The sequence below is a fragment of the Pseudoalteromonas ardens genome (assembly GCF_030125445.1).
Taxonomy (GTDB): domain Bacteria; phylum Pseudomonadota; class Gammaproteobacteria; order Enterobacterales; family Alteromonadaceae; genus Pseudoalteromonas; species Pseudoalteromonas ardens.
In genome coordinates, this window is sequence record NZ_JASJUV010000013.1 from 1 (window position 1) to 26,999 (window position 26,999).

At 48.4% G+C, this 26,999-nt stretch carries 27 protein-coding genes and 3 tRNA genes; 17 read left to right on the top strand and 13 right to left on the bottom strand.

Annotated features, from left to right (window positions below; all coding sequences use genetic code 11):
• The 4 genes from QNM19_RS23695 to QNM19_RS23710 form a co-directional block, all read left to right on the top strand.
• On the top strand, positions 1-137 hold a 137-nt coding region (locus tag QNM19_RS23695), incomplete at its 5' end, for an EF-Tu C-terminal domain-related protein (RefSeq protein ID WP_465251002.1).
• A 1,228-nt stretch (positions 138-1,365) separates the two neighbouring features.
• Positions 1,366-1,725, top strand: coding sequence for a hypothetical protein (locus tag QNM19_RS23700; protein WP_049864267.1), 360 nt, complete (start codon positions 1,366-1,368; stop codon positions 1,723-1,725).
• A 14-nt stretch (positions 1,726-1,739) separates the two neighbouring features.
• Complete coding sequence (locus QNM19_RS23705; protein WP_284027285.1) at positions 1,740-3,521, top strand: lipoprotein N-acyltransferase Lnb domain-containing protein; 1,782 nt, start codon at positions 1,740-1,742, stop codon at positions 3,519-3,521.
• 83 nt (positions 3,522-3,604) lie between these two features.
• Entirely contained in the window at positions 3,605-4,408 is an 804-nt protein-coding gene (locus QNM19_RS23710) for a VOC family protein (RefSeq protein WP_284027286.1), read from the top strand.
• Between the two features lie 12 nt (positions 4,409-4,420).
• Here the strand turns inward: QNM19_RS23710 and QNM19_RS23715 are convergent, their stop codons facing one another.
• On the bottom strand, positions 4,421-5,167 hold the full coding sequence (locus tag QNM19_RS23715) for a type 2 periplasmic-binding domain-containing protein (protein ID WP_049866331.1): 747 nt from the start codon (positions 5,165-5,167) through the stop codon (positions 4,421-4,423).
• A 126-nt stretch (positions 5,168-5,293) separates the two neighbouring features.
• On the opposite strand from QNM19_RS23715, the gene QNM19_RS23720 reads away from it, so the two are divergent.
• The 3 genes from QNM19_RS23720 to QNM19_RS23730 all read left to right on the top strand — a co-directional run bounded on the left by QNM19_RS23720 (position 5,294) and on the right by QNM19_RS23730 (position 8,744).
• Positions 5,294-5,959 (top strand): SDR family oxidoreductase, encoded by a 666-nt coding sequence (locus QNM19_RS23720; protein ID WP_049866330.1) that lies wholly within the window; start codon positions 5,294-5,296, stop codon positions 5,957-5,959.
• Between the two features lie 77 nt (positions 5,960-6,036).
• Positions 6,037-6,408, top strand: a complete 372-nt coding sequence (locus tag QNM19_RS23725; RefSeq protein WP_049866329.1) for a hypothetical protein — start codon at positions 6,037-6,039, stop codon at positions 6,406-6,408.
• Positions 6,408-8,744: a fatty acid cis/trans isomerase gene (locus tag QNM19_RS23730; protein WP_284027287.1), complete on the top strand. Its 2,337-nt coding sequence runs from the start codon at positions 6,408-6,410 to the stop codon at positions 8,742-8,744. The genes QNM19_RS23725 and QNM19_RS23730 overlap by 1 nt, the downstream gene beginning before the upstream one ends.
• Positions 8,745-8,772: 28 nt before the next feature.
• On the opposite strand, the gene QNM19_RS23735 is transcribed toward QNM19_RS23730, so the two are convergent.
• Positions 8,773-9,414 carry a peroxiredoxin-like family protein gene (locus QNM19_RS23735; RefSeq protein WP_049866328.1) on the bottom strand — a complete coding sequence of 214 codons (642 nt, stop codon included), beginning with the start codon at positions 9,412-9,414 and terminating at the stop codon, positions 8,773-8,775.
• A 130-nt stretch (positions 9,415-9,544) separates the two neighbouring features.
• Here QNM19_RS23735 and QNM19_RS23740 point away from each other — a divergent pair, with 130 nt between their 5' ends.
• On the top strand, positions 9,545-10,165 hold the full coding sequence (locus QNM19_RS23740; RefSeq protein WP_284027288.1) for a dUTP diphosphatase: 621 nt from the start codon (positions 9,545-9,547) through the stop codon (positions 10,163-10,165).
• Here the strand turns inward: QNM19_RS23740 and yrfG are convergent, their stop codons facing one another.
• Positions 10,166-10,822 carry a GMP/IMP nucleotidase gene (yrfG, locus tag QNM19_RS23745; RefSeq protein WP_125564760.1) on the bottom strand — a complete coding sequence of 219 codons (657 nt, stop codon included), beginning with the start codon at positions 10,820-10,822 and terminating at the stop codon, positions 10,166-10,168.
• A gap of 61 nt (positions 10,823-10,883) precedes the next feature.
• Here yrfG and nudE point away from each other — a divergent pair, with 61 nt between their 5' ends.
• From nudE to QNM19_RS23770, 5 genes are all read left to right on the top strand, one after another.
• A complete protein-coding gene (nudE, locus tag QNM19_RS23750) occupies positions 10,884-11,447 on the top strand; it encodes an ADP compounds hydrolase NudE (protein ID WP_010387001.1) in 564 nt (187 codons plus the stop codon).
• Positions 11,447-12,244: a 3'(2'),5'-bisphosphate nucleotidase CysQ gene (cysQ, locus tag QNM19_RS23755; RefSeq protein ID WP_010387000.1), complete on the top strand. Its 798-nt coding sequence runs from the start codon at positions 11,447-11,449 to the stop codon at positions 12,242-12,244. Before nudE ends, cysQ begins: the two co-directional genes overlap by 1 nt.
• A gap of 227 nt (positions 12,245-12,471) precedes the next feature.
• Positions 12,472-12,548 (top strand) — tRNA-Met (locus QNM19_RS23760).
• 119 nt (positions 12,549-12,667) lie between these two features.
• A tRNA-Met gene (locus tag QNM19_RS23765) sits at positions 12,668-12,744 on the top strand.
• A gap of 36 nt (positions 12,745-12,780) precedes the next feature.
• Positions 12,781-12,857, top strand: a tRNA-Met gene (locus tag QNM19_RS23770).
• A 470-nt stretch (positions 12,858-13,327) separates the two neighbouring features.
• Here QNM19_RS23770 and QNM19_RS23775 read toward each other — a convergent pair.
• From QNM19_RS23775 to QNM19_RS23800, 6 genes are all read right to left on the bottom strand, one after another.
• Positions 13,328-14,512, bottom strand: a complete 1,185-nt coding sequence (locus QNM19_RS23775; RefSeq protein WP_049865990.1) for a dipeptidase — start codon at positions 14,510-14,512, stop codon at positions 13,328-13,330.
• Positions 14,513-14,610: 98 nt separating this feature from the next.
• Complete coding sequence (locus tag QNM19_RS23780; protein ID WP_049865989.1) at positions 14,611-14,856, bottom strand: YheU family protein; 246 nt, start codon at positions 14,854-14,856, stop codon at positions 14,611-14,613.
• Between the two features lie 7 nt (positions 14,857-14,863).
• Positions 14,864-15,853: a hydrolase gene (locus QNM19_RS23785; protein WP_049865988.1), complete on the bottom strand. Its 990-nt coding sequence runs from the start codon at positions 15,851-15,853 to the stop codon at positions 14,864-14,866.
• A 514-nt stretch (positions 15,854-16,367) separates the two neighbouring features.
• Entirely contained in the window at positions 16,368-16,508 is a 141-nt protein-coding gene (locus tag QNM19_RS23790; RefSeq protein ID WP_010386996.1) for a DUF3149 domain-containing protein, read from the bottom strand.
• 118 nt (positions 16,509-16,626) lie between these two features.
• Positions 16,627-17,070 carry a TIGR02444 family protein gene (locus QNM19_RS23795; protein WP_049865987.1) on the bottom strand — a complete coding sequence of 148 codons (444 nt, stop codon included), beginning with the start codon at positions 17,068-17,070 and terminating at the stop codon, positions 16,627-16,629.
• Positions 17,064-18,986, bottom strand: a complete 1,923-nt coding sequence (locus tag QNM19_RS23800) for an ATP-binding cassette domain-containing protein (protein ID WP_284027289.1) — start codon at positions 18,984-18,986, stop codon at positions 17,064-17,066. Before QNM19_RS23800 ends, QNM19_RS23795 begins: the two co-directional genes overlap by 7 nt.
• Positions 18,987-19,158: 172 nt before the next feature.
• On the opposite strand from QNM19_RS23800, the gene QNM19_RS23805 reads away from it, so the two are divergent.
• On the top strand, positions 19,159-19,359 hold the full coding sequence (locus tag QNM19_RS23805) for a YheV family putative zinc ribbon protein (protein ID WP_010386993.1): 201 nt from the start codon (positions 19,159-19,161) through the stop codon (positions 19,357-19,359).
• A gap of 33 nt (positions 19,360-19,392) precedes the next feature.
• Here the strand turns inward: QNM19_RS23805 and QNM19_RS23810 are convergent, their stop codons facing one another.
• Together QNM19_RS23810 and QNM19_RS23815 are read right to left on the bottom strand one after the other, a co-directional pair.
• Complete coding sequence (locus QNM19_RS23810; protein WP_010386991.1) at positions 19,393-19,605, bottom strand: SlyX family protein; 213 nt, start codon at positions 19,603-19,605, stop codon at positions 19,393-19,395.
• 2 nt (positions 19,606-19,607) lie between these two features.
• Complete coding sequence (locus tag QNM19_RS23815) at positions 19,608-20,600, bottom strand: WD40 repeat domain-containing protein (protein WP_284027290.1); 993 nt, start codon at positions 20,598-20,600, stop codon at positions 19,608-19,610.
• Between the two features lie 268 nt (positions 20,601-20,868).
• On the opposite strand from QNM19_RS23815, the gene fkpA reads away from it, so the two are divergent.
• Positions 20,869-21,645, top strand: coding sequence for an FKBP-type peptidyl-prolyl cis-trans isomerase (fkpA, locus tag QNM19_RS23820; protein WP_049863512.1), 777 nt, complete (start codon positions 20,869-20,871; stop codon positions 21,643-21,645).
• Between the two features lie 107 nt (positions 21,646-21,752).
• On the opposite strand, the gene QNM19_RS23825 is transcribed toward fkpA, so the two are convergent.
• Positions 21,753-22,226 carry an Rsd/AlgQ family anti-sigma factor gene (locus QNM19_RS23825; protein ID WP_010386987.1) on the bottom strand — a complete coding sequence of 158 codons (474 nt, stop codon included), beginning with the start codon at positions 22,224-22,226 and terminating at the stop codon, positions 21,753-21,755.
• Between the two features lie 642 nt (positions 22,227-22,868).
• Here QNM19_RS23825 and hemE point away from each other — a divergent pair.
• Complete coding sequence (gene hemE / locus QNM19_RS23830) at positions 22,869-23,936, top strand: uroporphyrinogen decarboxylase (protein WP_046006930.1); 1,068 nt, start codon at positions 22,869-22,871, stop codon at positions 23,934-23,936.
• Positions 23,937-24,012: 76 nt separating this feature from the next.
• Here hemE and speE read toward each other — a convergent pair whose 3' ends face one another.
• Entirely contained in the window at positions 24,013-24,879 is an 867-nt protein-coding gene (speE, locus tag QNM19_RS23835) for a polyamine aminopropyltransferase (protein WP_010386985.1), read from the bottom strand.
• Between the two features lie 239 nt (positions 24,880-25,118).
• On the opposite strand from speE, the gene speA reads away from it, so the two are divergent.
• Complete coding sequence (speA, locus tag QNM19_RS23840) at positions 25,119-26,999, top strand: biosynthetic arginine decarboxylase (RefSeq protein WP_049863514.1); 1,881 nt, start codon at positions 25,119-25,121, stop codon at positions 26,997-26,999.

Here is a 26,999-nt window from a genome sequence, read left to right on the forward strand (position 1 = left end):
TGGTAATGCCTGGTGACAACATCAAGATGACTGTTGAGCTAATCGTTCCAATCGCGATGGACGAAGGTCTACGTTTCGCGATCCGTGAAGGTGGCCGTACAGTTGGTGCTGGTGTTGTAGCAACTATCGTTGAGTAATCAACAGTAGTGATGCAATAAGCATTGTAAAAAAGGTCACTTCGGTGGCCTTTTTTAATGCCTGAATGAAAGTCATCATGTGAAGGTGGCGCTCTCTACAGGGTAATGTAGGTGCTTGTAGCTACAATCGTAGAATAATCTACAGATTGCAGTAACACTGTGAAAAAGGTCGCTTAGGCGGCCTTTTTTAATGCCTGAAATATAGCGATGGAAAATGCGGTGTGGAAGTACATCCTTGTAGCGATGCCCATCGCGCATCTCGATAATTGCTCCTGCATTATTCTACTTCCCCACATCCATGTGGGTCCTTGCGCTCACCTCCTCATGCTGCGAAGCGGCGGTGACTCCAGGCTTCCTGCCTTACGCTCTTCGAGCCAGCATAGCTGTTCAAAAATATTCCAGATATTTTTGTCGTTCACTCGTCGCTCTTGCGTAAAGGAAATGCCAGTGCAAGCACTTTGTCATTAGCCCTTTGCACGATAGGTGGCGCCTTCCACAGGGTAATGTAGGTGCTTGTAGCTACAATCGTAGAATAATCTACAGATTGCAGTAACACTGTGAAAAAGGTCGCTTAGGCGGCCTTTTTTAATGCCTGAAATATAGCAATGGAAAATGCGGTGTGGAAGTACATCCTTGTAGCGACGCCCATCGCGCATCTCGATAATTGCTCCTGCATTATTCTACTTCCCCACATCCATGTGGGTCCGTGCACTCACCTCCTCATGCTGAGAAGCGGTGGTGACTTCAGGCATCCTGCCTTACGCTCTTCGAGCCAGCATAGCTGTTCAAAAATATTCCAGATATTTTGGTCTTTCATTCGTTGCCGTTGCAAAAAGAGAAGCGAAAAAAGCATCAGGTTAGACGGTAGGTGATGGGTTATCGCGTAACACAAAGTGACCATTGTTGCGATTTATACAGTGTAGAATGAATATAATTAGGCATGAATTTAAATCGGAAAAGAGAGAAAAAACCTGATTAATTAAAGGCTATTATAGGATCTTATAATCACTCAATACGCTGTGTCAGCCTGGCTATGAGTAGTTTTATTCTCGCATTTGACGAATAGGTTGTTTATTTCATTAATATTAAAAGTTCAATATTAACAAAGAGGTGGTTGATGTTTGTTCGATTATTCATGTTGCCTGAATGTATAATGAACATTTTTATTGACAGGTTTCTGGCTATGTGTAGAATTTGGGTAACTTTTTTAATATAAAGATAAATGGAAATGAAATACTCAATTATCCCTGCTGCTGCACTAGTAATGTTGTCTGGCTGCGCAAGCGTTATGACTTCTGATATGCAAACTATTCAAGTAACAACAAACACAGGTAAAGTTGTTGAAGTGACTGCTGATGGCAATCAATCAAGCACTCCAGGTGCCGTTCAGGTACTAAGAGACGGTCAGGATAAAGTGATCAGAACCACTGCTGCGGGCTGTGCTTCTGAAACACCAGTTAAGAAATCTGTCACCCCTGCATTTTTCGGTAATATCCTTATCGGTGGCTTGCTAGGTTCAACCACAGATTCCTCAACAGGTAAAATGTGGGACTATGAAGAAAACGTAGAAATTCAGTGTGATAACTAAGCTGTAGCTCAAGTATGAAACAAATATTAAGCTGTTTTATAACAGCTTTTTTTTTATTTGCTGGTCAGGCTGTTGCCCTTACCACAGCGCCATTGGAGCGTCTCGCTGATTCAAAACAGTGGCATCTGTTACTTCATCTAGATGACAATGGTATGCCTCAGATCGAGGACCCGCAGTTTTTACTTTCTGCTGAGTCTGGCCGCTTCTCGGCAAAGGCTGAGCTGGATAAAACACTGGCGTTAATGAATGAAGATCTTCGTCTTGCTTATTGCCAGTTTCCTGCACGAGTGACGCTGATATCGCAGGCCACCGGGCGGACACTCTCTTCCGATATGGCACAGCAGTGCCCTGAATTACAAAAGTTTCTTGATTATGTTCCCTTTGATTCACTGACCCTGGTTTTTGCATCAGAAGTGGTGACGTCTGCATCCAGTATGATGGGGCATATCTTTTTTAAGGCCGAAGGCAAAAATCACAAAGGGACGGACGTGGCCCACTCTTTGGCTTATTTCACGGAAATCACCACATTCAACCCACTTAAACTGCTGGTTGAGAGTACCTATACGGGGATGCCTGGGTTTTTCTCTGTGCGGCCATTTGCCAAAGATTTGGTGAAGTATCGTGATATTGAACAACGCAGCTTGTGGCAATATAAATTAAAGGCAGATCCTGAAAAGCTATCGTTACTGCAGTTACACCTATGGGAGCTTAAAGGCAAAGAGTTAGTATATTATTTTCAATCGTATAATTGCGCTACGATGACTCTGGAACTATTGGCTCTGCTCAATATTGATATTCTTGATGAAAAAGGCAGCATTGTGTCACCTTTGGATGTTGTTAAGGCAGCTAAAACACATCAGCAAATAGACACAATTCATGTCGATGCATCGGATTTATGGCTCGTGCATGCCATGTCCGATGAACTACCTGCCTCGAGTCTGACCAAACTGGAACAGTTGCTTACCAGTGATTTGTCTGTCATAGAGCAGGTGTCATTAACACCGCTTGAGAAAGAGTACCTGGTGAGATCGCTGAAATACTTGCCTGTTTCCGAGGATAAACAGACGCATGTTGCGCACCTTCAGGCTGAAGTCGATCAGCATCAGCTGAATCTGATGCATCATAAAATGCCGACTAAGGCCCCCCAAGATTCTTCTTTTGATCTGCGATTTGCAAGGCAAAGAAACGGTCATGATGTTATCAAACTAGGCTGGTTACCTGCTGGGCATTTTTTGCAAAGTGATAATCGCCAGTACTTGTCGGAATCAGAATTGCAAATGGGCTATACCGTCTTGGCGTATGATTTTGAGGCGCAAAGTTTGAGTCTGGATGAGCTGACGCTCTATAAAGCGCGATCGTTAGCAGCCTCTTTGCCTGCATTTGGGCAATTGTCTTCACAAGTGTACTTTGGATACCGGCCACAAAAAACGCAACAGCTCGATGAAAAGTCGTTGCTGGAGCTCTCTGGTCTTGCTGGCAAATCACATCAGTTCCACAGAGATATATTGGGATATTGGTTAGTGGGTGGTGGGTTGACATCGGATGTACGTCATACTCGTGGTTATATCAAAGCCATTGCAGGCTTATCGGCGGATATTCTGGTAGACAGTAAATTTACGCTGGAGTTGGGGGCGACAAGCGGTGCGGTCGCCGAGTCAAGCCGCAGCCATTACTTAAATACCTCTCTGAGCTGGTTTATGACTCAGGACAGTATGTTTAACTTGTCTTTTAAACTAGAGCGTAATCGTGATTATGAAAACCATGAGTTGGGTGTGCAGTTTGTCCAGCATTATTAGACGCATGGTGACTTAATTATTGCTCTATCGTGCATCCAGTGCTTCACTTAATCGGTGAATGACATTTTATCAGTGGGTGCAATATGGCATTAGTTTCTTATAACCGGGTGAGGGCGTTTTGTTGGGCAGAGCTGTGCACCAGCAACTGGCAGGAGGCGAAAGCCTTTTATACGCAACTTTTTGATTGGGGGTTTGATGACCAACCGATTGGAGAGGGCGCTTATTATACTATGCTGCAAAAGCAGGGTGATGATGTTGCAGCTATGTACCAGATGATGCCGCAACAGAAAGAAGCGGGTGCGCAGAGTCAGTGGTTGAGTTATATCGCGGTTGAGAATGTGGATGAGATGGCTGACAGAGCGCAGGCACTGGGCGCTGAAATCATTGCCGGCCCCCATGATGTGCCTGAAGCGGGCAGAATGGTGATGTTACAGGAGCCCGCAGAAGGGGCCCACTTTGCGCTTTGGCAGGCAAAAGAGCACCCGGGGTGTCACCGTGAACTGGAAGCTAATGTGCCTTACTGGTTTGAACTGGCGACACGGAGTAGCCAAAGAAGCAGGGCATTTTACAGCGCTTTGCTGGGCTGGCAGGCGCAAGATAAGCCGATGGAAGGCATGGATTATGTGTTGTTCAGCGCACGCGACACGGTTGTGGCGGGCATGTTACAGATGAGCGAAGAGTGGGGAGATGAGATCCCTGCACATTGGATGACCTACTTTGCGGTGCTGGATTGCGATGCCATGGCCGATAAAGCCCGAACACTGGGAGGGCAAGTGTGTGTGCCGCCGACGGATATCCCTCAGGTTGGTCGTTTTGCCGTGATCACAGATCCTCAGGGGGCTGTTTTTTCAATTATTCAATCTCAAATGCATGACATTGAACCTTAGCTCACATACGGCTCAGGTGTGGCTATCTGTACTTGGGTCTAACGAGATCAGCTGCCCCTGACACTGAGAAAAGGCGTTTTCCAGTCGTTCTGCATATTGCCTGAGTTGCCCGCTTTTTCTTATTGCCTTTATGTGGGCACTGAGTTTCGGTACCAGAGCCCGGTGCTTTTTATGGACATAATGGTAGATGGTAAAAGTGCGCTCTGAGGCCGTTTTACTATACAGCGTAGTGAGTCCGGATTCACACAGAGAGCCTAAAGCGTATTTATCGGTGGCTAATATCCGATTGACGCGGCCGCGGCTCAGTGCCTGATAGGCGGATATGTCATTCTGGACCCGATTACAATTGAGCTGGTGTTGCTGACAAAACCAAACCGTGATCAGGTTACCGGCAATGATGGCCAGGTCTGTTTCATAAGACAGGTCACAGTACTTTGGATCTGTACATAGCAGCATTAATTTGAGTTGGCCGAGTGGCGCAGGCACAGCAATTAAATTGGCATAGCGTGCACCAATTAAGTCAACGCGTCCGGCTTCGGCATCCAGTTCCCCCTCATTTACCAAGTGTAGACCACGCTCACTGGGCAAAAATTCAAACTCTGGTTGGATCCCCAATGGCGCATAAATGGCGCTGAACATCGCTGTGATTTGCTGCTGCCCCAGTGTATATGACAAAGCTTCGCTGATGTTGACACGGTAGGTGTTCGCAAACGCAGCTGGCAGCCATAACAGGGCGAGCAGGATGAAATAGCGTGGCAAGAGTGTACTCCCTTAACTGGCGTTCTTTAAAGGTAGCAGAACCTGCCGAGGCTGAAAGTAATCACTGCAATCTATAAAATGGCAGATATGCTAATGTGAGTGCAGACAAATAAATGGGAGAAAGATATGTCAAAACATGTGGTGATCACCGGAGCCAACCGTGGCATTGGTCTGGAGTTATGCCGACACTATGTAGCAGCGAGTGATCGGGTAACGGCGGTTGTACGTCGAACGTCGGATGAACTACAGTCCCTGGATGTAACCATCCTTGATGGTATTGATGTAAGCATTGCTGAAGATGTTCACACCTTATCTTCAGCGCTGGGAGATCAGGCTATTGATGTATTGATTAATAATGCTGGTATTTTTCACAATGAAACCCTGCAACAGATGGATTTTACAACATTGGAACAGCAGCTGATGGTCAATGCTGTTGCTCCAGTGCGCGTGACACATGCGTTGCAGCGTAATTTGGTTGCGGGGAGCAAGGTGGCGATGATCACCAGCCGGATGGGCTCCATCGAGGACAACGGATCGGGGGCTTATATTGGCTATCGTATGTCCAAAGCGGCTCTGAACGCGGCTGGGGTGAGTCTGGCACATGAACTGAAGCCGCAGGGGGTTGCCGTGGCTTTGCTTCACCCGGGGTTTGTACAAACGCAGATGGTCAATTTTGCCGGGGATATTTCTGCGACAGACGCCGCGCAGCGTCTAATCCAGCGTATCGCCGAGTTAACGTTGGAAACCAGTGGGGGATTCTGGCACGCCAATGGTGACCGCTTGCCCTGGTAAGGGCAGGATAGTGCACTGGAAAGGGGCAAAGTTGTGCTAAACTTCGGGCAGGTATTTGCATAAATGAGCTAATTTTCATGGAACTTCAAGAAAACACCCCGCTAAACCTGCCTCTGTTTAAACTGGATGATAACCTGGCGGAGCGCGACATTGCGCAGCCCGACCTGACATTGGAAGTTATTCTGGATGCCAATCTATTGGCCAATCTTTGTCAGAACCCTGCGCCTGAGCAAAGTGTGAGCATTCCGCTTGAGGGTTATCAGATCAGTAATATCGAACACCAGGTGGCAGAGGTTTTGAGCCATGGCCATCAGGCGCAGTTGTTGCTTAATCACGGTCCGGTATTGAGTGCTGTTTTAAGCTGTGAAAGCCAGGTCATGTTTGTTTCTCCACCAATGGAAATGATGCCCACATTCGATTTAGGGCTTGATGACGAAGAGGACGAGTAATGCGCAGATCGGGCTGGATACTGATTGGCTTAGTTACTTTCTTAAGTGGGTGTGTGGCATTGGGTATGAATCATTACGATGATTTGTTTGGGCCACAGCAGGTGCAGCAGCGTATCCAGCCACAATCAGAGCCGCATGGCGCAGCATATTTGAGCGATATCAAACCGATCCTGGACTCCCGGTGTGTGGTGTGCCACGGCTGTTATGATGCGCCTTGTCAGCTTAAACTGAGCTCTCCAGAAGGCATTGATCGGGGGGTAAGTAAAACCCGGGTTTATGATGGTACCCGCTTGCTGGCCGAGTCTCCAACCCGTTTGCTGTTCGATGCACAGTCTACGTCACAATGGCGCGATAAGGGGTTTACCCCGATCCTCAACGAGCGCGTGCAAACCGAGTATGCCAACCTCAATGCGAGTGTGCTGTATAACAGCTTGCTACTCAAACATACTCAGCCGTTTGCTCAGCAAGGGCTGCTGCCTCAGCATTATGACTTTTCATTAGACAGAGCGCAGACCTGTCCGACAATGGATGAATACCCGGACTATGCCAAAGAGCAGCCGCATGCAGGGATGCCCTATGGCTTGCCTGCACTGACGAACAGTGAATTCGCACAACTCACACAGTGGATTAAGCAAGGCTCACCAATGAGTCAGATTGCCCCACCCAATGCGGATGAGCAACTGGCCGTTGCAAAGTGGGAAAGTTTTTTAAACCAGGATGACAATAAGTCTCGCCTTGCCGCCCGATACATTTATGAGCACTGGTATCTGGCGAATGCTTATTTTGACCACCTGGATGGCGATGCCTTTTTTAAGCTTGTGCGTTCTAAGACGCCGCCGGGTGAACCCATTGAACTGATTGCGACGGTCAGGCCATTTGATGATCCCAAAGTCGCACGGGTTTACTATCGCTTGATGCAGGTGCGCAGCACTATCCTGTCTAAAACGCATATGCCGCTGGCATTGAATGACGACAAACTGGCGCGGCTGCAGACGCAGTTTATTCACAGTGATTATCAGGTGTCGCAGTTACCGGGCTACGCGCCTAAACTGGCAGCGAACCCTTTTAAAGTGTTTGCAGCGATCCCCGTGAAGTCACGGTATCAGTTTATGCTCGATGAGGCGGAATTGATCGTCAAAGGCTTTATTAAAGGCCCGGTGTGTCGGGGTCAGATTGCCCTGAACGTGATCAATGACCACTTCTGGGTGGCTTTTGTCGATCCTGATAAAAATGCCTCGCCGGCTGTGGCACAACTGTTGACCCGTCATGATGATGATTTGATCTTACCGGCGGCTGAGCAGAGCAATGTTTTGCCATTATCCAGCTGGGCGAAGTATGCCAAGCGCCAGCATGATTACCTGGAAGCAAAAACGGCTTTGTCTAATCAGGTATTTGCCGATGGCAAGCAACTCAACCTTGACCTGATCTGGCAAGGAGAAGGGCATAATCAGAATGCGGCATTGACCATTTTCCGCCACTTTGACAGCGCCACTGTGGTCAAAGGGTTCATTGGGCAAGCCCCCAAAACCACCTGGGTGCTGGATTATGCGTTGTTTGAGCGGATCCATTATTTACTGGTCGCGGGCTTTGATGTGTATGGGAATATTGGCCATCAATTGGTGACCCGCTTATACATGGATTTTCTGCGTCTCGAAGGCGAGCAGAACTTTCTGAATTTGCTGCCGCTGAGTCATCGTCAGGCGATTAAACAACATTGGTATCGCAAATCTCATCTGAGCCTCAGTGAGTTCATTAATCGCAAGTCATTACTGGGTGCACCATCTGGGATCCACTATCACAGCAACGACCCACAGGCAGAGCTGTATGACATGTTAAAAGCGCATCTGAAGCCTGTACTGAATGAGGCCTATGATTACACCGCTGTTCCGCCAGCACTGCAACCACTCAATACACTGCCCGTACGCGCGATTAATCAGCTGCCTCAGGTGTCGTTTATTTTGGCTGTCGATAGTAAAGGTGAGCATAAGCCTTATACCCTGATCCACCATAATGCACACTTTAATATTTCGAGCCTGCTGAACGAAGAAGGCCAGCGCGCGTATGAGGAAGACACCGCGACTGTGGTCCCAGGGTTTATCGGCGACTACCCGGAAGCTATCTGGCACCTGCCGAATCAGGCGCATATAGACGCTTTTGTGCAACAGCTGGGTGAGGTACGTAGCGAGTCGGATTACCGGATGCTAAAAGCCACATTTGGGATCCGCAGAACACACCCGCAGTTTTGGCAATACAGTGACTTATTGCACCGTGTTGCCCGTGACGTGCGGGGTGTGGAGTACGGATTGTTTGACTACAACCGACTGGAAAATAGGTAATTAACAGCGGGCTCAAACCCGCTTGTCGTTATTTCAGATTACTGGCGGCACGGACCGCTGCCAGCAGCACACTTTCTTCCAGACGTACTTTGTAATTGGGGTTGGCATACTGAAACTGTACCAGGCCCGCCTTATCAATGACAAAGACAGCTGGCACCGGCAGCGCCACTCGGTTTTTGCCATCCAGATCGACAAACTGTACACCCATGCGGTCGCGATAGGCCTTTGCGGTTTTGTCATCGAGGTAATATGCCAGTCCCAGTGCCTGAGTTAGAGCAAGCTGGTTATCCGAGAGTAACCGGTAATTGGGTGAACTGATGGTACTTTTACTCAATGCTTGTGGGCTGTCGGGTGAAACCGCCACTATCTGTGCATCGAGCTCAACAATCTGCTTTTCAATTTTCTGTAGTCCAGCCAGCTGACGAGAGCAATATGGGCACCAGCCACCACGGTACACCACCAAAACAGTGGTTTTGTCCTGATACAGCTTGCTCAGATCGATGGCCTTGGCATTGTTATCCTGAAGCGTTAAAGCAGGGGCTGTGAGGCCAGGAAGCAAAGGTGATACTTTCTCCGGGTGATCACTGATGTTAGTGGCTTGTGCAGCTGACAGAGAAAAAGACAGTAATTGCGAGACTGAGAGTGTTATCGCAAGAAGTATGGATCGCATGTAAAACCTCAAAAATGTATTTATGACTCCTAATAGAACGGGGCAGAGCAAAAAAGCTTTCATCGTGGCATTTGCACCACTGTGTGGGTATCATAGCGCTTTGACTGAATTGTGAGAGTGAGAGCCAAATATGTCTGCGAATAGTGCAAAGCTGGTTGTGATGCTAGAGATGCAAAATGCCATGAATACCAAAGTGCATGAGCAATGGTTCAGCCAGGGGTTTGAATGGTACCGGGCCATCTGGGTTGAGTGTGCAGAAATGTTGGACCACTACGGCTGGAAATGGTGGAAAAAACAAACCCCGGATACTGAGCAAGTGATCCTGGAGTTGGTCGATATTTTCCACTTTGGCCTGTCACTGCGCATTGACGGTGAAACGACTTATGAGGCACTGGCAGCACAGTTGGATAGTGAGTTGTCTCAGCCTTTGTATGCCGAAGATTTTAAGGCAACGCTGGAAGTGCTTGCTGCATCGGCTGTGGCCGACAAAACCTTCAATGCCGCCGCTTTTGCAGGGTGTATGCAGCAGATTGGTATGAGCATCGACGACCTATATCGGGGATATGTGGGTAAAAATACCCTGAACTTCTTCCGCCAGGACCATGGATATAAAGATGGCAGTTACATCAAAGAGTGGCATGGCAAAGAAGACAATGAGCACCTGGTTGAAGTTGTGAAAAGCCTGGATACAGAACATCCAGACTTTGCTAAGCTGGTATATCAGGGCTTGCAAGCACGCTACCCAGGTTGATCAGCTGATCGGTAGTAACGTGCGGTAGTCGCAAATGGCCGGGTAGTCAGTGATGTCATTGTGAGGTTGCTGGCTATCCGGATTCGCGATGGCCAGTAAATGCCCGATGCCATATTCTCTTGCGGCGGCCAACACCGCCAGACTGTCATCGACAAATAAGGTGCGGTCTTTATCAAACCCCAGATCAGCCTGAACCTGCTGCCATAGCTGCTGGCTTTCCTTACTCACCCCATAGCTGTGCGTTGAAATTAATTTATCCAGGTACTGGTCAAACTGGGTTCTTTCTACTTTAAGACTTAAGCTATCCGGGTGCGCATTGGTGAGTAAAATCAACTCTTTTCCGGCTGCTTTTAATGCTTGCAAAAATGCCGGCACATCTTCGCGAACAGAAATCAGATGCTGGATCTCGCGCTTGAGTTCCATAATGGGTAATTGGAGTTGCTGTTGCCAGTAATCGAGGCAATACCATTCAATTTGTCCCATGACGGCTTCGTAGCGCGCGAGGATATCAGCCCGGGCTTGCTCCAGTGTCAGGCCTTGCTTAACGGCATGGGCTTTTGGGATCACGTCCAGCCAAAAGTGATTATCAAAATGCAGGTCGAGTAATGTGCCGTCCATATCCAATAACACAGTATCGATCTTTGACCAATTTAACATAGGCATTTACCTGTAAAGGCTTTATGATGAGGTTAATCGCCATGATAGCAAAATAATCTCTATGTCACAGAAAAAGCACCCAATTCCCCCTGAGATAATAGCCTCTGAGGTTGTCGCAAAAAGTAAGCTCTTTACCGTTGAATCATTGTCGCTGTCATTTTCTAATGGTGAGCACCGTGAGTATGAACGTGTTCGTGGCGGTGGTCGGGGGGCTGTAATGATAGTGCCCATATCAGCCGAAAATGAGCTACTATTAGTGAGAGAATATTGCGCGGGGACACATGATTATCAGCTTGGCTTTCCAAAAGGGCTGATTGATCCGGGGGAAACCCCCATTGAGGCGGGAAACCGTGAGTTAAAAGAAGAAGTTGGCTTTGGCGCTCATCAATTTTGTGATTTGAAAACTTTATCATTAGCACCCAGCTACTTTAACGCCAGAATGCATATTTTAGTGGCCCAGGATTTATATCCGGAGCAATTGGCCGGTGATGAACCAGAACCGCTGGTGGTGGTAAAGTGGCCCATGGCGCAATGGCAAGGGTTACTGAGCCAACCTGACTTTACTGAAGCCCGCAGTGTCGCCGCGTTGTTGTTGCTACAACAGTACCTGACAACGGAGGCTTAATGCAGTCATTTTTAGAGCCCTGTATTACCCTTGCCGAACAGGCAGGGCAAGCGATCATGGCCATCTATCAGCAAGACGACATAGGTGCGCGGGAAAAGTCGGATCATACACCGGTAACGGCGGCCGATCTGGCTTCGAATGAAGTATTGACTGCGGGGTTGCAAGCACTGGCCCCGGATGTACCAATCATGTCTGAAGAGACCCCGATCCCCCCGCTGGAAAATCGACAACACTGGCAACGTTACTGGCTGCTGGATCCTATGGACGGAACCGGAGAGTTCATTCTCGAAAGTGGCGATTTTGCAGTCAACATCGCGCTGATTGAAAACAATCAGCCTGTACTGGGTGTGATCCACTGGCCGGCAAAAGACGTGACCTATTTTGCTACTCATCAGGGTGGTGCGTTTAAGCGTATTGCTGGGCGTGATGAGCCGATTTCTGTCGCCCCAAAAAGTACCCTGACTCTGGCTGTAAGCCGCAGACAAAAAATTGAGGCCGTAAGTCAGTATTTAAACAGCCAGTTTGATACGGTGGCACTGGGGTCTTGTTCGCTTAAGGCGTGCATCGTGGCTGAAGGAAAGGCAGACTGTTTTTTACGGGTTGGACCGACCGGTGAATGGGACACAGGGGCATCACAGGTGATTGTTGAAGAAGCTGGAGGTTGTATCACCGATGCTGAGTTTAACCCGCTGACATACAATCAAAGAGAAAGTACAGAAAACCCCGATTTCATTGTGATGGGTCATCCCGACTGGCAGTTTCAGAAGTTGATTAATCCGCATCAGAGAGAGCAATAGCCTGGTGGTCGTTTTGGCCGCTAAGACAATAAATGTCATATTCGGGCGTTAGAATAGGGTGGTTTGACTGCTTTTTGAGCGGTTGGTGCCCTTTTCTCGATTAAGTCCTTGCAATATTAAATCAATTCTATATTATAGCGACCTCTTAAAGAGTTAGGGCAAATTAAGCCTCATAAAATACTGTTTAAGTGCTTCTCTCAACAGAAGTAAAACGTTGAAAATACAGGCGCGGGATGGAGCAGCCTGGTAGCTCGTCGGGCTCATAACCCGAAGGTCGTCGGTTCAAATCCGGCTCCCGCAACCACTTCCTAAGTGGTAACGCCGAAGGTCGTCGGTTCGCTCTTCATAAATCAAGGGCTCCCGAAACCACTTTCTGAGTGGTTACTACTTCTCTCAACGGAAGTAAAACGTTGAACATACAGGCGCGGGATGGAGCAGCCTGGTAGCTCGTCGGGCTCATAACCCGAAGGTCGTCGGTTCAAATCCGGCTCCCGCAACCACTTCTCTCAACAGAAGTAAAACGTTGAACATACAGGCGCGGGATGGAGCAGCCTGGTAGCTCGTCGGGCTCATAACCCGAAGGTCGTCGGTTCAAATCCGGCTCCCGCAACCACTTTCTGAGTGGTAACGACGAAGGTCGTCGGTTCGCTCTTCATAAATCAAGGGCTCCCGCAACCACTTCCTGAGTGGTAACGACGAAGGTCGTCGGTTCGCTCTTCATAAATCAAGGGCTCCCGCAACCACTTCCTAAGTGGTAACGCCGAAGGTCATCGGTTCACTCTTCTTATTTTTCTATAACTTTATATCTAAGCCCTCTCGTTACTACCCATTTAATATTCTATTTAATCTTATTCTCTTACGTTTTACCTCATTACTCAGACTATTAATGCGCTTGCTCAGTTTTATTACTGTCATGTCAGTGTTTCTGTGTCGGGTTTCATCAGGCTGTTTGTTCGTTAATTAGGATTGTTCGTACGTAGCGCTGATCTGAGTTGGGGCAGTGCGAAAAGGCCTTAGAGATAGGGAGGTAAGACGAGCTTGGCAGGAAGAAGGAGAAGTGGCAGGGCCACTTCTCACAGCAGGTTAAAACTGTTTTGCGTATTCTTCTGCATGACGCCATACGCGCAGGGTGTTGCCACCCAGTATTTTCTTGATTTGTCCTTCGGTGTAGTTGCGATCCAACAGACCTTGTACCAGGTTAGGATAAGTAGAGACATCTTTTAATCCGATAGGCAATGAATCACCCACACCGTCATAATCGGAGCCAATTCCCACATGGTCGATACCAATGAGTTCTACGACATGATCAATGTGATCGAGTACTTGCTCCAAAGTGGCGTATGGGAACGGATTTTTCGCACGATATGCCGCTCTGAAATCGGTTTTACTTTTACCCTGACTGGTTGCTTGCGCTTCCGCTTCATTACGTTGGTCGTACCAACTGCGCGAGCTGGCTGTGACAAAGCTTGAACCAAAGTTAATTTGAATGACGCCGCCATTCTTTTTCAGGGCTTTGAGCATATCGTCATCCATATTGCGCTCAAATCCTGGGGTGTATTTACGTAATGAGGAATGTGATGCAATCACTGGGACTTTAGACAACTCCATCACTTGATAGAAGGCTGCATCAGAAATATGTGAGACATCAATCAGCATGCCAATCTTATTCATTTCCACGACAAGCTTTTTACCAAATGGGCTCAAGCCCTTCCATTTACGGCGAATGTCGTATGACGAGTCAGAAATGTGGTTGCTTTGTGAGTGAGCCAGAGTGATATATCGTACACCTCTGTCAAAGAAGTGCTTCAGGTTATTTATATCACCTTCAATGGGGGAGCCGTTCTCCATGCCCATTGCAACCGAGATTTTCTTTTCACGAAATTGACGAAGGATATCTTTGGTATTGTAGGCCATAGCAAATTTATCTGGCGCACGCTGCGCCAGCGCTTCCATGCCATCTATTAGCTGGTTCGCCAGTTGGTAGCTTTTACCTTTGCCTTCAAACTCCAGGTTTGCAGGAATATATATCGACATAAAGGGAGCGTTCAGGCCACCCTGCACGGCACGGGGGTAATCAAAGTCGCCGCTGTTCGTGGCCTTAGTGACATCTTCCCAGTGCTCCTTGATACGATAAGGGACGTCGATGTGTGTGTCTATCAGCAGGTTCTGCTGAGCGATGCGGTGGGCGCGCTCAGATACCTTAATATCACTGGCGTAGGCATTCGACAGGCTTAAAGCCAGGGCGCAGAGTGTAGCGGGTAACTTCATGGATTGACCTTGTTATTCTTTGTAGTGTGTGTCGATTGTAGCAAGTTGGCGTTTATCTACAATCCATTCTGTCGGTTAGCCTGTGGGACTGACCGAAATTAGTCGTAGTTGTATTCCTCGGTCTGCATCGCCTGAAATTGGGCTTTTGAGACAATATTGACGGACTCATGCAGTTCGGAATAAACCAGCAAAGCTTCTCCTGACTTAAGCTGAGCATGAACCTGCTCGACTTTACGTTCTGTACTGATTTCACTGTCACCATAGTCGGTGCCTTCACGCAGCACATAATGCTCAATCAGATTGCTTAGCGTGGCGGGATCCAGTTGCTGATATGGAATGATCATAATTTATTTAAACTCGATGATTTAGTAGTGAATGCAAATAAGCAGGGACAATTTGCTCAAGCCAGAAAACGGGCTTGAAAGGATTGCGTCCGGCAATAAAGCCGACATGGCCCCCTTGTGGCGACACTGCCAGCGTAACCTGATCGCTGATCTGAGTCTGAGTTGGGATCGCGCGGGTCGACAGCATGGGATCATCGGCGGCATGGATCAACAGAGTTGGGGTGGCGATCTGCTTCAGATAGGGTTGCGCACTGGCTTTGGCGTAGTAATCTTCTGCGCCCTTAAAACCATGCAATGGTGCGGTGATCCGCTCATCAAACTGCCACAGGTCACGGATCTGCTGAATCTCATCTCGGCCGATCTGGAGTGCCCCTTCTATTTGATCAAACTTACGTGAAAAGGAGCGCTTCATGCGATCAAGCAAATATTTTTGATACAGTTTAAAACAGCTCTTGCGGATCACCTGGCAGGAAGAAGACAAGTGGTAGGGTGCAGAGATCACAGCGGCCCCATCCAGCTGGCTGTCATGACCTTGTTCTCCAAGATATTTGGCCAGTACATTGCCGCCCAGTGAGAATCCCACTGCGTACAAGGGACGGTCAACAAAGCGTTGTTTCAGGGTTTGCAGTAAAAATGCCAGATCACTGGTTTCACCGCTGTGGTAGGCCCGGGGCTGACGGTTCACCTGACGTGAGCAGTTGCGAAAGTGCATCAGTACGGCGTCCAATCCGGCAGTGGTGAGTGCCTGTAGCAGCCCTTTGGCATAAAAACTATTGATGTTACCTTCAAGTCCGTGCAGCACGACAACCAGTGGGGCTTGTTGATTACCCTTATTCGCCCAGGCCAGCTCTAAAAAGTCATCGTCGGGTGTCTCGAGATGCTCGTAGCGCACATCGGCTTTCAGGGTTGGCCTGAACAGACGGGGCAAAATGGTTTGCAGGTGACGGTTGCGCATCCACCAGGCGGGTTGAAAGGTTAACTCTGACGGCTTTAACATGTGGTTTGTATTTCCTGTAAATACCTCTGCGACGGTGAGGCTCATGTATGCACCCAAAAGAAAAATCGCATCGTGTGACGCCAATCAAAAAGCGGGGGATGATGAGCCTGAAAATGCCATCAGTGTATCAAACTGCGGGAAATAACCAAAAGAATGTTCGGGTAATACCAATTTGCTTAATTAAGTGTTCTATTTTGAGGCGAGAAAATAGGGTCGATAACACCGCTCCCGCGTCCTGCTACCGCTGAGGCACCTACATCCCTAATAGGCGAGACGAAAATTTTGTGAACCTATGTCTAGGGTATAAGGTTCTAAATGAGAAATTTTTAACGCCGTTAGCGTCCTATTTGCTCCTTCAAATTGAACAGGTATTAAGTGAAATTGGTATAATAAAAAGCACCCGATCAGCTGGGCTGATAAGGTGCTTTGTGCGTCGTGCTTAATTCTAGAACGGGAACTAATTGCTTAACGTTTCAACAACATGTTTCGAATAACATAAAAGAGTGTCGACGATTTACTCAGGTACTTCTGCTTCTTGCACTTTCTTGATGAAGTAGTAGACGTAGAAACAACACAGTACGATTACCACGCCCAAGATGCCGAAAGAGAGAAATAACACTGGGTCAGTAAAAAAGTCTCTGAAGAATACGTTCATGTCTGTGCCTCCTGATTTGTCGATGAAGTAATCTTAGTCGAGCATGCACAGCGCAGATATGATCAAGATCAAGTTTCCCGGGGCCCTATTCAGAACTCGGTAAATTGCTTGATCCCGATCATGTTTTTGCGCGGATAGTGAGCCTTTGGGTGGGACTCAGGTAGTGTGTCAGGTTATCTGGGTGCGGGTTTTGCTGTGGTGTTTGTTGATTGAGGTAGTCAATAAGCATCGCTTGCTGGTACTTTTCCTGGGCCAGTTCAGCATTGAGCATGTGCTGACGCAGCTCAGCATACGCCTCATAGTGCTGATGTTGCTGCTTTAAGATGCGGCGTATTTGACGCTGGGGATGCAAAACGGTGCGGTCAAATGCATCACACAGCGCGTGTAATGCCTGAACCTGCGCTACAGTAAGTGACAGATCATGTGCGTCCAGGTACATCAACAGTAAAATCAGGTTGACGTTTTTGTGTTCAGTATCTTGCAGTGTGAGCAGGGCATCCTGCATGCCTGCACGCGCATATTGCGCGCAGGCATAAGTCCAGAAATCTGCAGCGTCTAGCATATCTCGCCACTTTGCTCAAAATGGGTCTGTTTTTCTTCGAGCTCTTCGAGAGCCATAAGCAGCGCCTCTTCGGTGTCGTTTAACTGCGGTGTGAGTTTCGCTTGTTGGGCCAGCAACTCACTAAGTTTCCCTTTATTTTGCTCAGAGTACAGGTCGTTATCAGACAATGCCGTTTCAACTTCCCCAAGTGCCGCGCTGAGTTTATCGAGCTCTTTCTCCAGTTTGTCGATGGATTTTTTCAGAGGTTGCACGGCCTTGCGGAATTCCGCCTCCAGACGCTTCTGTTCTTTTCGATTAACACTTGAGTGGGCCTTGTCTTCGTTGCTGTCTTTGCGCGTGGCTTCTTTATTGGCATTAAGTAGCCACTGGTAGTAGGCATCTAAGTCATAACCAAAGGCGCTCACTTCACCCTGATCGACCAGGTAATACTCATCGGCCGTATGTTTCAGCATATGGCGATCGTGCGATACGGTGACCATAGCTCCTTCAAAACCTTGCAATGCCATCACCAGCGCATGGCGCATTTCGAGATCCAGGTGGTTCGTTGGCTCATCCAGCAGTAACAGATTCGGTTTTTGATACACCAGCATGGCGAGCACCAGACGTGCTTTTTCGCCTCCAGAGAAAGGTTTGACCGGCTCCAGGGCCTTATCGCCGTTAAAGGCGAAGCCACCCAGAAAATCGCGTAGTGACTGCTCACTGGCCTGCGGGTCGAGACGCTGTATGTGGGTAACCGCGCTGGCAGACAGGTCAAGCGATTCCAATTGATGCTGGGCGAAATAGCCAATCTTCAGCCCCTGATGCTGAAATACCTCTCCCGCTTGCGGCGACAGTTCACCGGCAAGCAGCTTAATCAGCGTAGACTTACCTGCACCATTGCGGCCCAGCAGGGCGATACGGCTACCTGGCACCAGATTCAGTTTAATCTTGTGTAAGATAGTCACATCACCATATCCGGCCTGGGCCTGATCTAATGTCATCAGCGGATTAGGCATGCTATCTGGGTTGCTAAACTCAAAGCTAAACGGTGAGTCAGCATGGGCGGGCGCCAGCTTTTCCATGCGCTCCAGGGCCTTAACCCGGCTCTGTGCTTGTTTGGCTTTACTCGCTTTGGCTTTGAACCGGGTGATAAATTGCTCCAGGTGGGCAATGGTGGCTTGTTGTTTTTCGTATAACGCCTGTTGCTGCGCCATGCGCTCGGCCTTTTGGCGTTCAAACTGGGAGTAGTGGCCTTTATAAACGTTGAGCTGCTGTTGGTCCACATGCCAGATTTGATCGACCACTGCATCGAGAAACTCCCGGTCGTGTGAGATTAGAACCAGAGTACCCTGATAGGCTTTTAAGAAACGTTCGAGCCAGTAGACCGCATCGAGGTCAAGGTGGTTGGTCGGCTCATCCAGCAGTAACAGGTCGGCATCGCGGATCAATGCCTGGGCGAGGTTGAGACGCATTCGCCAGCCACCAGAAAAGGCACTGACCGCATCGTTAAGCTGTGCATTACTAAAACCCAGACCATGTAATAACTCACCGGCTTTGGCTTCTATTGAGTAGCCGCCAACCACTTCTATCTGTTGATGCAGGCGAGCCTGCTCGGCACCGTCGCCCGATGCCTCGGCACTGTGCAGTGCACTGCGCAGCGCATAATATTCAGGGTGACCCTGTAGCACGTATTCCAGCGCACTGACAGCCAGTGCGGGCGTTTCCTGCTTTACGGATGCAATGGACCAGTCTTTCGGAATTTGCAGTTCGCCCGCATCCAGATGTAATTCTGATTTGAGCAACGCAAACAAGGAGGATTTGCCACACCCATTGGCGCCGACCAGACCCACTTTGTGCTGTGGAAATAAGGTGGCGCTGGCATTTTTAAGCAGCGTTTTACCACCGCGCATAAGTTCAATATTCGAAAGCTGGATCATACCGTTACATCACTGTTTACTAATGCGCCCATCATAACACGGATCCCTACGGACACTCCAAGCGTATCAACAGCGGAGAATATAGGATAAAATAGCCGCCCAGGGCGCGCAGCCCGTGATATGAATCGTCAACTGAACCGTTTACGGATCAGCTAACCTGAGGTAACTAAAGGTGAGAAAGAAAAAGCGCTTTATTGCAGGGGCATCTTGTCCTGAGTGTCACGAAGCTGATGTCATGATGTTGTACAAAGAACATGACGTGGAAAAGGTGGAATGTGTGAAGTGTGGTCACATCATGACACAGCCGAAAGAAGCTGTTCAGGCCTCAACACGCCAATTTGAGCAGGTTATCGGGGTATTCAGGCCAGAATAATCGGAGCCCAAATGGCTCGGCTCCGTAGTCGGGTCAATAATGTGGTGGAGGCGGCTCCTGATGCTGGGGCATCATGCCTGGATCTTTGCCTTCTTTGATTTTTTCTGCCAGTAACTCAATCTGCCGCTGCATGATTGCCAGACGTGCCTGATGCGCACTCAGTTCGTTGTTTAAAATCTCTATGGTTTCGTCTTGAAACGCCACTTTGGCTTCCAGTTCGTTAATGCGATCTTCGAGGTCTGTCATGGTTACTCTCTTGCAAATTGTTCTAACAGGCCGCTGGAGCTCTCTGTCAGCAGGGTTTCATCATCCCCGATAAACGCCACGTCAAAAACAACAGCAGACTTAGGTCGGCTTCCCTCGCGTGGTTTGACGCGCCAGGTCGCCAGCTTCTCGCCACTATCAACCTGCCACAGGGTCAGCTGTCTGTTTGGCGAGCCAGTTGCAATGAACTGCCCATCCTGATTAAAGCGCACGGCACTGAATATTTTCTGCCGCGCAATATACTGTAATTGCGCTTTGATTTCACCTGATGTGAGTTGCCAGATGCTGGCCTTTTTCATACTGTCTGCCGTGAACGCGTAGCGTCCCTGGGGGTCCAGGGCGACTTTAGTGACCCGGCTGGGATGATTGAATCTATGAATAACCTGGCCGGTCCGGGTATCCCAAAAGTAGGCGCTGTAATCATTTGCGCCGGTTAGCGCAAAGTGGCCATTGGGTGATAAGGCAATACTGTTAATTTTTTCTTGGTGGCCAAGGAACTCTATGCGCCTGCCGCTTTCTAAGTCGAGATGCACAACCACATTGTCGCTGCGTCCATATAAGACATAGCGGCCTGCGTTGCTGATTGCGATGTCGCGAATGGTGCCTTGTTCAATCTGGTAATAACCAATATTTTGTCCATCGGACAAACGCCAGATTGCAAAGCGATCGTTGGCTGCGGTGACGGCGCTGGAGTTATCATGGGCAATGGCCAGAGAGTGCACCAGTTCATCCGCTTGCTGGGACTGGGACCACTGATATTTTAAACCATGGGTGGTGTTATCCCATAAAACCACACCATGTTCGATGGATGACACTAAACTGTAACGCCCATCGTGTGAAATAGCCGCGGCAAATGCACCACGTGCGGCATGTTCAACGGTCAGCAACGCATCTGAGCTGTCTGTTGAACAACCAGATAACAGGGATGCGATGATAATTAAAGCAGTTTGAGCGTTGTGCCGTAAAAATTTGGGCATAAAATCGGTATTTCCTCTTAACTCCATGATTTGCACCGAGTAGACTAATGGGTAATTTGTAGAGGCCACAAAACTGATATTAGCCTATCGGTACACCAATGTCGCCGATCTCGAAATGAATTTTGCGTCAAAAAGAGAAATTTGGCTTTATGCGCTACGGATGGTAATGTGACATCCACCCTTTTTTAAGATTAATATAATTTTAACAAAGACACCCAACCAGGATAGTGATATTTGACTCTGAGCCTGGGTTTGTCGGAGAGAAAACATGAAACACACAATTAAGTTATCTTTAGTGGCTGCCTCGGTTCTGGCACTGACCGCTTGTAACCAAAAAGCAGAAGAAAAAACAGCGCAAGTTGCAGAAGTAAAGCTGGAGACTGAAGTTCAACAGCAAGCTTATGGTATCGGTGCATCCGTTGGTAACTTCCTGCAAAAAGATATGGCAGATAAAAAAGAGCTGGGTATTGAACTGGATCAGGCACTGATCATGCGCGGTTTTAAAGACGCACTAGATGGTAATGCAAAACTGGACGAAGCGAAAATTCGTGAAGTACTGACTGCATTGGATTCTTCAGTACGTGAAAAGCAAGCGGCGAAAGCACAAGCTGATGCTGAGAAGAACAAAGTTGAAGGTGCTGAGTACCTGGCTGAAAATGCGAAGAAAGATGGCGTAAACGTCACTGACTCGGGTCTGCAGTATGAAGTACTGAGCGAAGGTGAAGGCAAAAAGCCAGTTGCAACTGACATCGTGAAAGTACACTACAAAGGTACTTTGCTTGACGGTTCTGAGTTCGACAGCTCTTATGCACGTAACCAGCCTGCGACTTTCCCACTGAACCAGGTTATCGCGGGTTGGACTGAAGGTCTGCAGCTGATGGCGGTTGGCTCTAAGTACAAGTTCACTATTCCTTCAGAATTGGGCTACGGTGAGCGTAACCTGGGTAAAATCCCGGCTAACTCAACCTTGGTTTTCGAAGTAGAACTTCTGGAAATCCAGGAAGAGAAAGAGCACGGCCACGATCACGCGCACGACTCAGAGTAATACCTGCTGATGCCTCATCTAAAGGTGAGGCAACTGAAAGCAGATATAAAAAAAGGACCGTCAGGTCCTTTTTTTATATCTATTTTCGAGGTCAAGCACAGCTAATATTAATCTTCGCTGTGATTGGCATAGAGGTTATCGATGAGCTCATCTTCGAGTGCGAAGCGTAATTCAAGGGCTTCACCGAGCTCCGACAGATCTTTGTCAAAGTCTGACATCAGTGTTTCCGACTGCATTTCTGCGTATTTGTCGTTAAAGTCCAGTGCCAGGTCGGTCGTGTCAGTGATCCTAGGGTACAATGACTGCGCCAGTTTCAGGCTTTGTGGGCCCTTCTCTTTACACGCTGCGACCAGATTGTCGTAAATCTCAAAGTGCCCGGCGGACAGGTAATCCATCAGGATCTGACAAAAAGTCTGAATTTGTAACTGATCAGGCAGTGCCCGGTCATCCTGCTCAAACGGAGACAGGCCTGCAACCTTACAATACAGCAGCAACAGCTCCTGTCGTTCAGCTAACCAGTTGTCGATAACGCTATGGCTACCTCCCCACCTTTGTTGGGCTTGTTCTAAGCGTGACAGCATAGTTATCTCCTTAGCGGGTCATCATCTGCCCGTGGCTTGCCAAAAACATCGGCACAGTGTGACCCAAAACGGGGTCAAAACTCGATAGTGACCACCAAAAAGCGGTGATGCCGATTATGTTTATCTGTCTCCTATAAAAAGGAAATCTGATGAAAAGGTCAACCTCTTTTTTAGCCAAGTGAGTAAATAACAGGGTGTGTTTCTGATGTAGGTGCGGGAATAACTCTTGTTTACGAGCAGATTGCATAAACAGCAGGGTGGGGTTGCTTGAAATGTTGAAAATTAGTTAAACAAAAAAGCCGCTTCAGGGGGTATTCCTGAGCGGCTATCAATGCAGTTTAGCAATAGAGCTTTATTTTTATTGGTTTTAAAGGTGTTTTTATTCTTCTTAGCGCAGCAAATTTATAGCAAGCTTTTACCCTTGTTGCAAACAGTTTAATCGGGTGTTTTTAATCTGGTTTGTAATGTATTGAAGTAAAAGGGTTTTAATTTTGTACCAATCGAATAAAAAGTGACCTGGTCAGGATGAGAGGATTAATCCAGATCATGCTGGTGGGAATTTGCGTGCTGTTTCAATAGTGACGTATTGAAGTTAATGATACAATCTGAGCAATTTTTACAGCATTGGAATGAAATTACGCTATGAGCGAGTTGAAAAATGATCGTTACCTGCGCGCGTTGATGAAACAACCCGTAGATGTTACGCCCGTTTGGATGATGCGTCAGGCAGGTCGCTATCTTCCTGAATACCGAGCGACCCGAGCGCAGGCCGGAGACTTTATGAGCCTGTGTAAGAACGCAGAGTTGGCATGTGAAGTTACCCTTCAGCCGTTGCGTCGTTACCCGCTTGATGCGGCGATCTTATTCAGCGATATCCTGACAATCCCAGATGCGATGGGTCTGGGCTTGTATTTTGAAACCGGTGAAGGGCCTAAGTTTGAGCGTCCAATCAGCTCGCTGAGCGATGTGCAAAAACTGCCTAAGCTGGACCCAACCGATGAGCTGGGTTACGTGATGAATGCTGTTAGCACCATTCGCCGTGAATTGAAAGGTGAAGTGCCACTGATCGGATTCTCGGGTTCACCCTGGACACTGGCGACTTACATGATTGAAGGCGGCAGCAGCAAGACCTTTGGTAAGATCAAGAAGATGGCCTTTGCTGAGCCTAAGACCTTGCACTTGTTACTGGACAAAGTGGCAGACTCAGTTATTGACTATCTGAACGCCCAGGTGAAAGCCGGTGCTCAGTCGCTGATGATATTTGACTCATGGGGTGGCGTACTGAGCCCGCGTGATTACAAAGAATTTTCGTTGCAATATATGCACAAGATCGTTGATGGTCTGATCCGTGAAAATGATGGCCGTAAAGTGCCGGTCACACTCTTCACCAAAAATGGCGGTCAGTGGATTGAAGCCATCGCGGCAACGGGCTGTGATGCGGTTGGTCTGGACTGGACAATTGATATTGCAGATGCCAGACGTCGTGTTGGTGATAAAGTTGCTTTGCAGGGTAATATGGACCCGTCTATGTTGCATGGTACGCCAGAGCGTATTCGCGAAGAAGTACAGCACATTCTGTCTGGCTATGGTCAGGGGTCGGGGCATGTGTTCAACCTGGGACATGGTATTACTCCAGATGTGGACCCGGAAAATGCCGGCGTGTTTATCAATGCAGTGCATGAGTTTAGCCGTCAGTACCATCAGGAATAACTGATAGCTTGATGTAATTAATAAAAAACCCGGCTGTTGCCGGGTTTTTTTATGAAAAGGATTCAGTGATCACCGATTAGTCCTGACTTTCAAAAGCGCGACGCATAAATCCTGGGGTTGCCAGTGCGCCTTTGTGTACGCCGGTATTGTAATACTCAGTTTCAAAGCTGGCCTGCTCGGCATCTTGCTCACGGAAGCCGTTAAACGATTCCCCTTTACGTGCCAGTGTCGCCGACCACAAGCCGCTCGGGTAGATAGGCTGTGGGAAAGGCAGCGTTTGCAGGTCCACAAACCCCACGTCCAGCATTGCCTGACGCATGGCTTTGAGCAGGTTCATGTGCATCAGAGGAGACTCACTTTGCTGCACTAAAATACCGCCCGGGCGCAGCGCTTTGAGGCAGCTGGTATAAAATGCATGGTTGAACAGACCTTCGCCTGGCCCCACCGGATCGGTGCCATCCACAATAACCACATCGACTGACTCAGGGGCTGCGTCATGCATATACTTGATGCCATCGTCAAACATGACGGTTGCACGCGGATCGTCATTCGAGGCACAGAGCTCTGGAAAATATTTTAGCGACATTTGCGTAACGACTTCGTCAATGTCGATTTGGGTCACGGTTTCTACATCCGGATGCTTAAGCACTTCGCGCAGTGTGCCACAATCTCCACCACCGATGATCACGACATTTTTAGGGGCCGGGTGAGAAAACAAAGCCGGGTGGCTCATCATTTCATGATAGAAAAAATTCTCCCGGGTGCTGACCATAGTACAGCCGTCAATGATCATCAGATTGCCAAAATCTGTGGTCTCATACATTTCAACATTCTGAAATGGTGACTGGATCTCGTCCAGTTTACGAGTGACGCGTAATGAGAACGCGCTACCATCACGGTCGCTGATCTCAGTAAACCAGCGGTTTGCTTCTAAATTTGACATTGTTGCCTTCATGCAGATGTAATTTTCAGAGATTTTGCCAGCGCTTTCGCCCCAGCTCAATCTATTTTAGCGTATAAACACCGACTCGGTTAGGGACAAAATACCGCAGGTCGGCTCAGGCTACTGGCATAACAGATAAATCAGGTTTGCGTTTTACACAGAGGATGGCAAAAGATTGTCACATCTTGGCCTTAAGTATTAAAATATGCGATCTATAAAGCTAGTTAATTGAGATTGCCATGACCTGGGGTTTGCAAACCGCACGAGCCACTTATAACGTTACTCACTGGAGTGAAGGGTATTTTGACATCAATGATCAGGGGGAGTTAGTCGCCTATCCCGATGGCGATCGGGCAAAACCGGCCATTTCTCTGGTTGAATTAACCGAGCGTTTTAAAGAGCAAGGCCTGACCTTGCCGGTGCTGGTGCGGTTTACTGATATTTTGAATAGTCGCGTTGAAACCATGACACAGGCTTTTTCACAGGCGACCATCGCTAAGTCTTATCAGGGGCAGTATACCTGTGTTTACCCCATCAAAGTGAATCAGCAGCGCTCCGTGGTGAGTAAATTACTGGCACACCCGAGTGGCCTGGTTGGCCTGGAAGCGGGTTCTAAGCCCGAGCTTATGGCTATTTTAGGGATTGCCAAAGATCCCATCACTATAGTGTGTAATGGCTATAAAGACAGCGAGTTTCTGCGTCTGGCGATGATAGGCCAGGCCATGGGGCATAAAGTGCACATCGTCATTGAGAAGCTGTCTGAGCTGGATACTTTGCTGAAGGAGATCGCGGTGTTGGGCATTGAGCCCACCATAGGTATTCGTATCCGTCTGAACTCCATTGGCAAAGGGAAGTGGCAAAATACCGGTGGTGAAAAAGGCAAGTTTGGTCTGACAGCCAGTCAGGTACTGAGCGTGGTAGACAAGCTTACCGCTCATGGCAAACTGCATCTGATGCAGCTGGTGCATTTCCACATTGGCTCGCAGATCGCCAACATCCGTGATATTCAGCGCGCACTGCGTGAATGTGCCCGTCATTATGCGGAGTTGTCACAGCTGGGTGTACCACTAAAAACGGTTGATGTGGGTGGTGGCCTGGGAGTGGATTACGAAGGGTCGGGCTCTCGCAGCGCGTGCTCAATGAACTACACTGTCGCTGAATATGCCCGTAATGTGGTAGGGGCTTTTGCCGAAGTGGCTGAGCAGCATGGGCTACGCCATCCCGATATTATTACCGAATCTGGCCGGGCACTGACGGCACACCACGCTGTACTGATAACCGATGTGATTGATGTAGAGCAAGCGCCTTTTCAGACCACGCCGAGCGCCCCAACGCCTTCTGCGCATCATATCCAGCAGGAGCTATGGTTGTCATTGCAACGACTGACGCCCAGACTCGCAATTGAAACATACCATGATGCAATGCATCTGTTTGGTGATGGTCATGATCAATATGTCCATGGCCTGATAGACATGCAGCAGTGGGCGCAAATCGAGCAACTTTATTTTACCATCTTGCAACGAGTCAGAGAGTGTCTGAATGTGCATTCGCGTTCGCACCGTGAGGTGTTGGATGAGCTCAATGAAAAGCTGGCCGATAAATTGTTTGTCAACTTCTCGCTATTCCAGTCTCTGCCGGATGTTTGGGGGATCCAGCAACTGTTTCCGGTGATGCCCATTGCGGCACTGGACCAGCCACTGACGCAGCGTGCGGTGATCCAGGACATTACGTGTGATTCAGATGGTCAGATCCGCGAATATGTGGAAGGTGCAGGGATTGAGTCCAGCTTGCCTATTCCGCCCTATCAGCCGGGTGAGCAATACCATATTGCGATGTTCATGGTAGGCGCTTATCAGGAGATTCTGGGCGATTTACATAACCTGTTCGGCGATACGGATTCAGTTCACGTCGAACTCACCCAGGCAGGGTACGAGCTGAGCAATGCCATTAAAGGTGACAGCGTTGAGGACGTGCTGAGGTTTGTCCATTATGACAAAGCGGCGCTGGCGGAAAACTTTACCACGCAAATCTCCGCCCTTCAGGTTGATGAAGCAACGAAAGCCGATTACCTGGCACAGTTACACGCCGGACTCAGCGGTTATACCTATTTTGAAGACTAA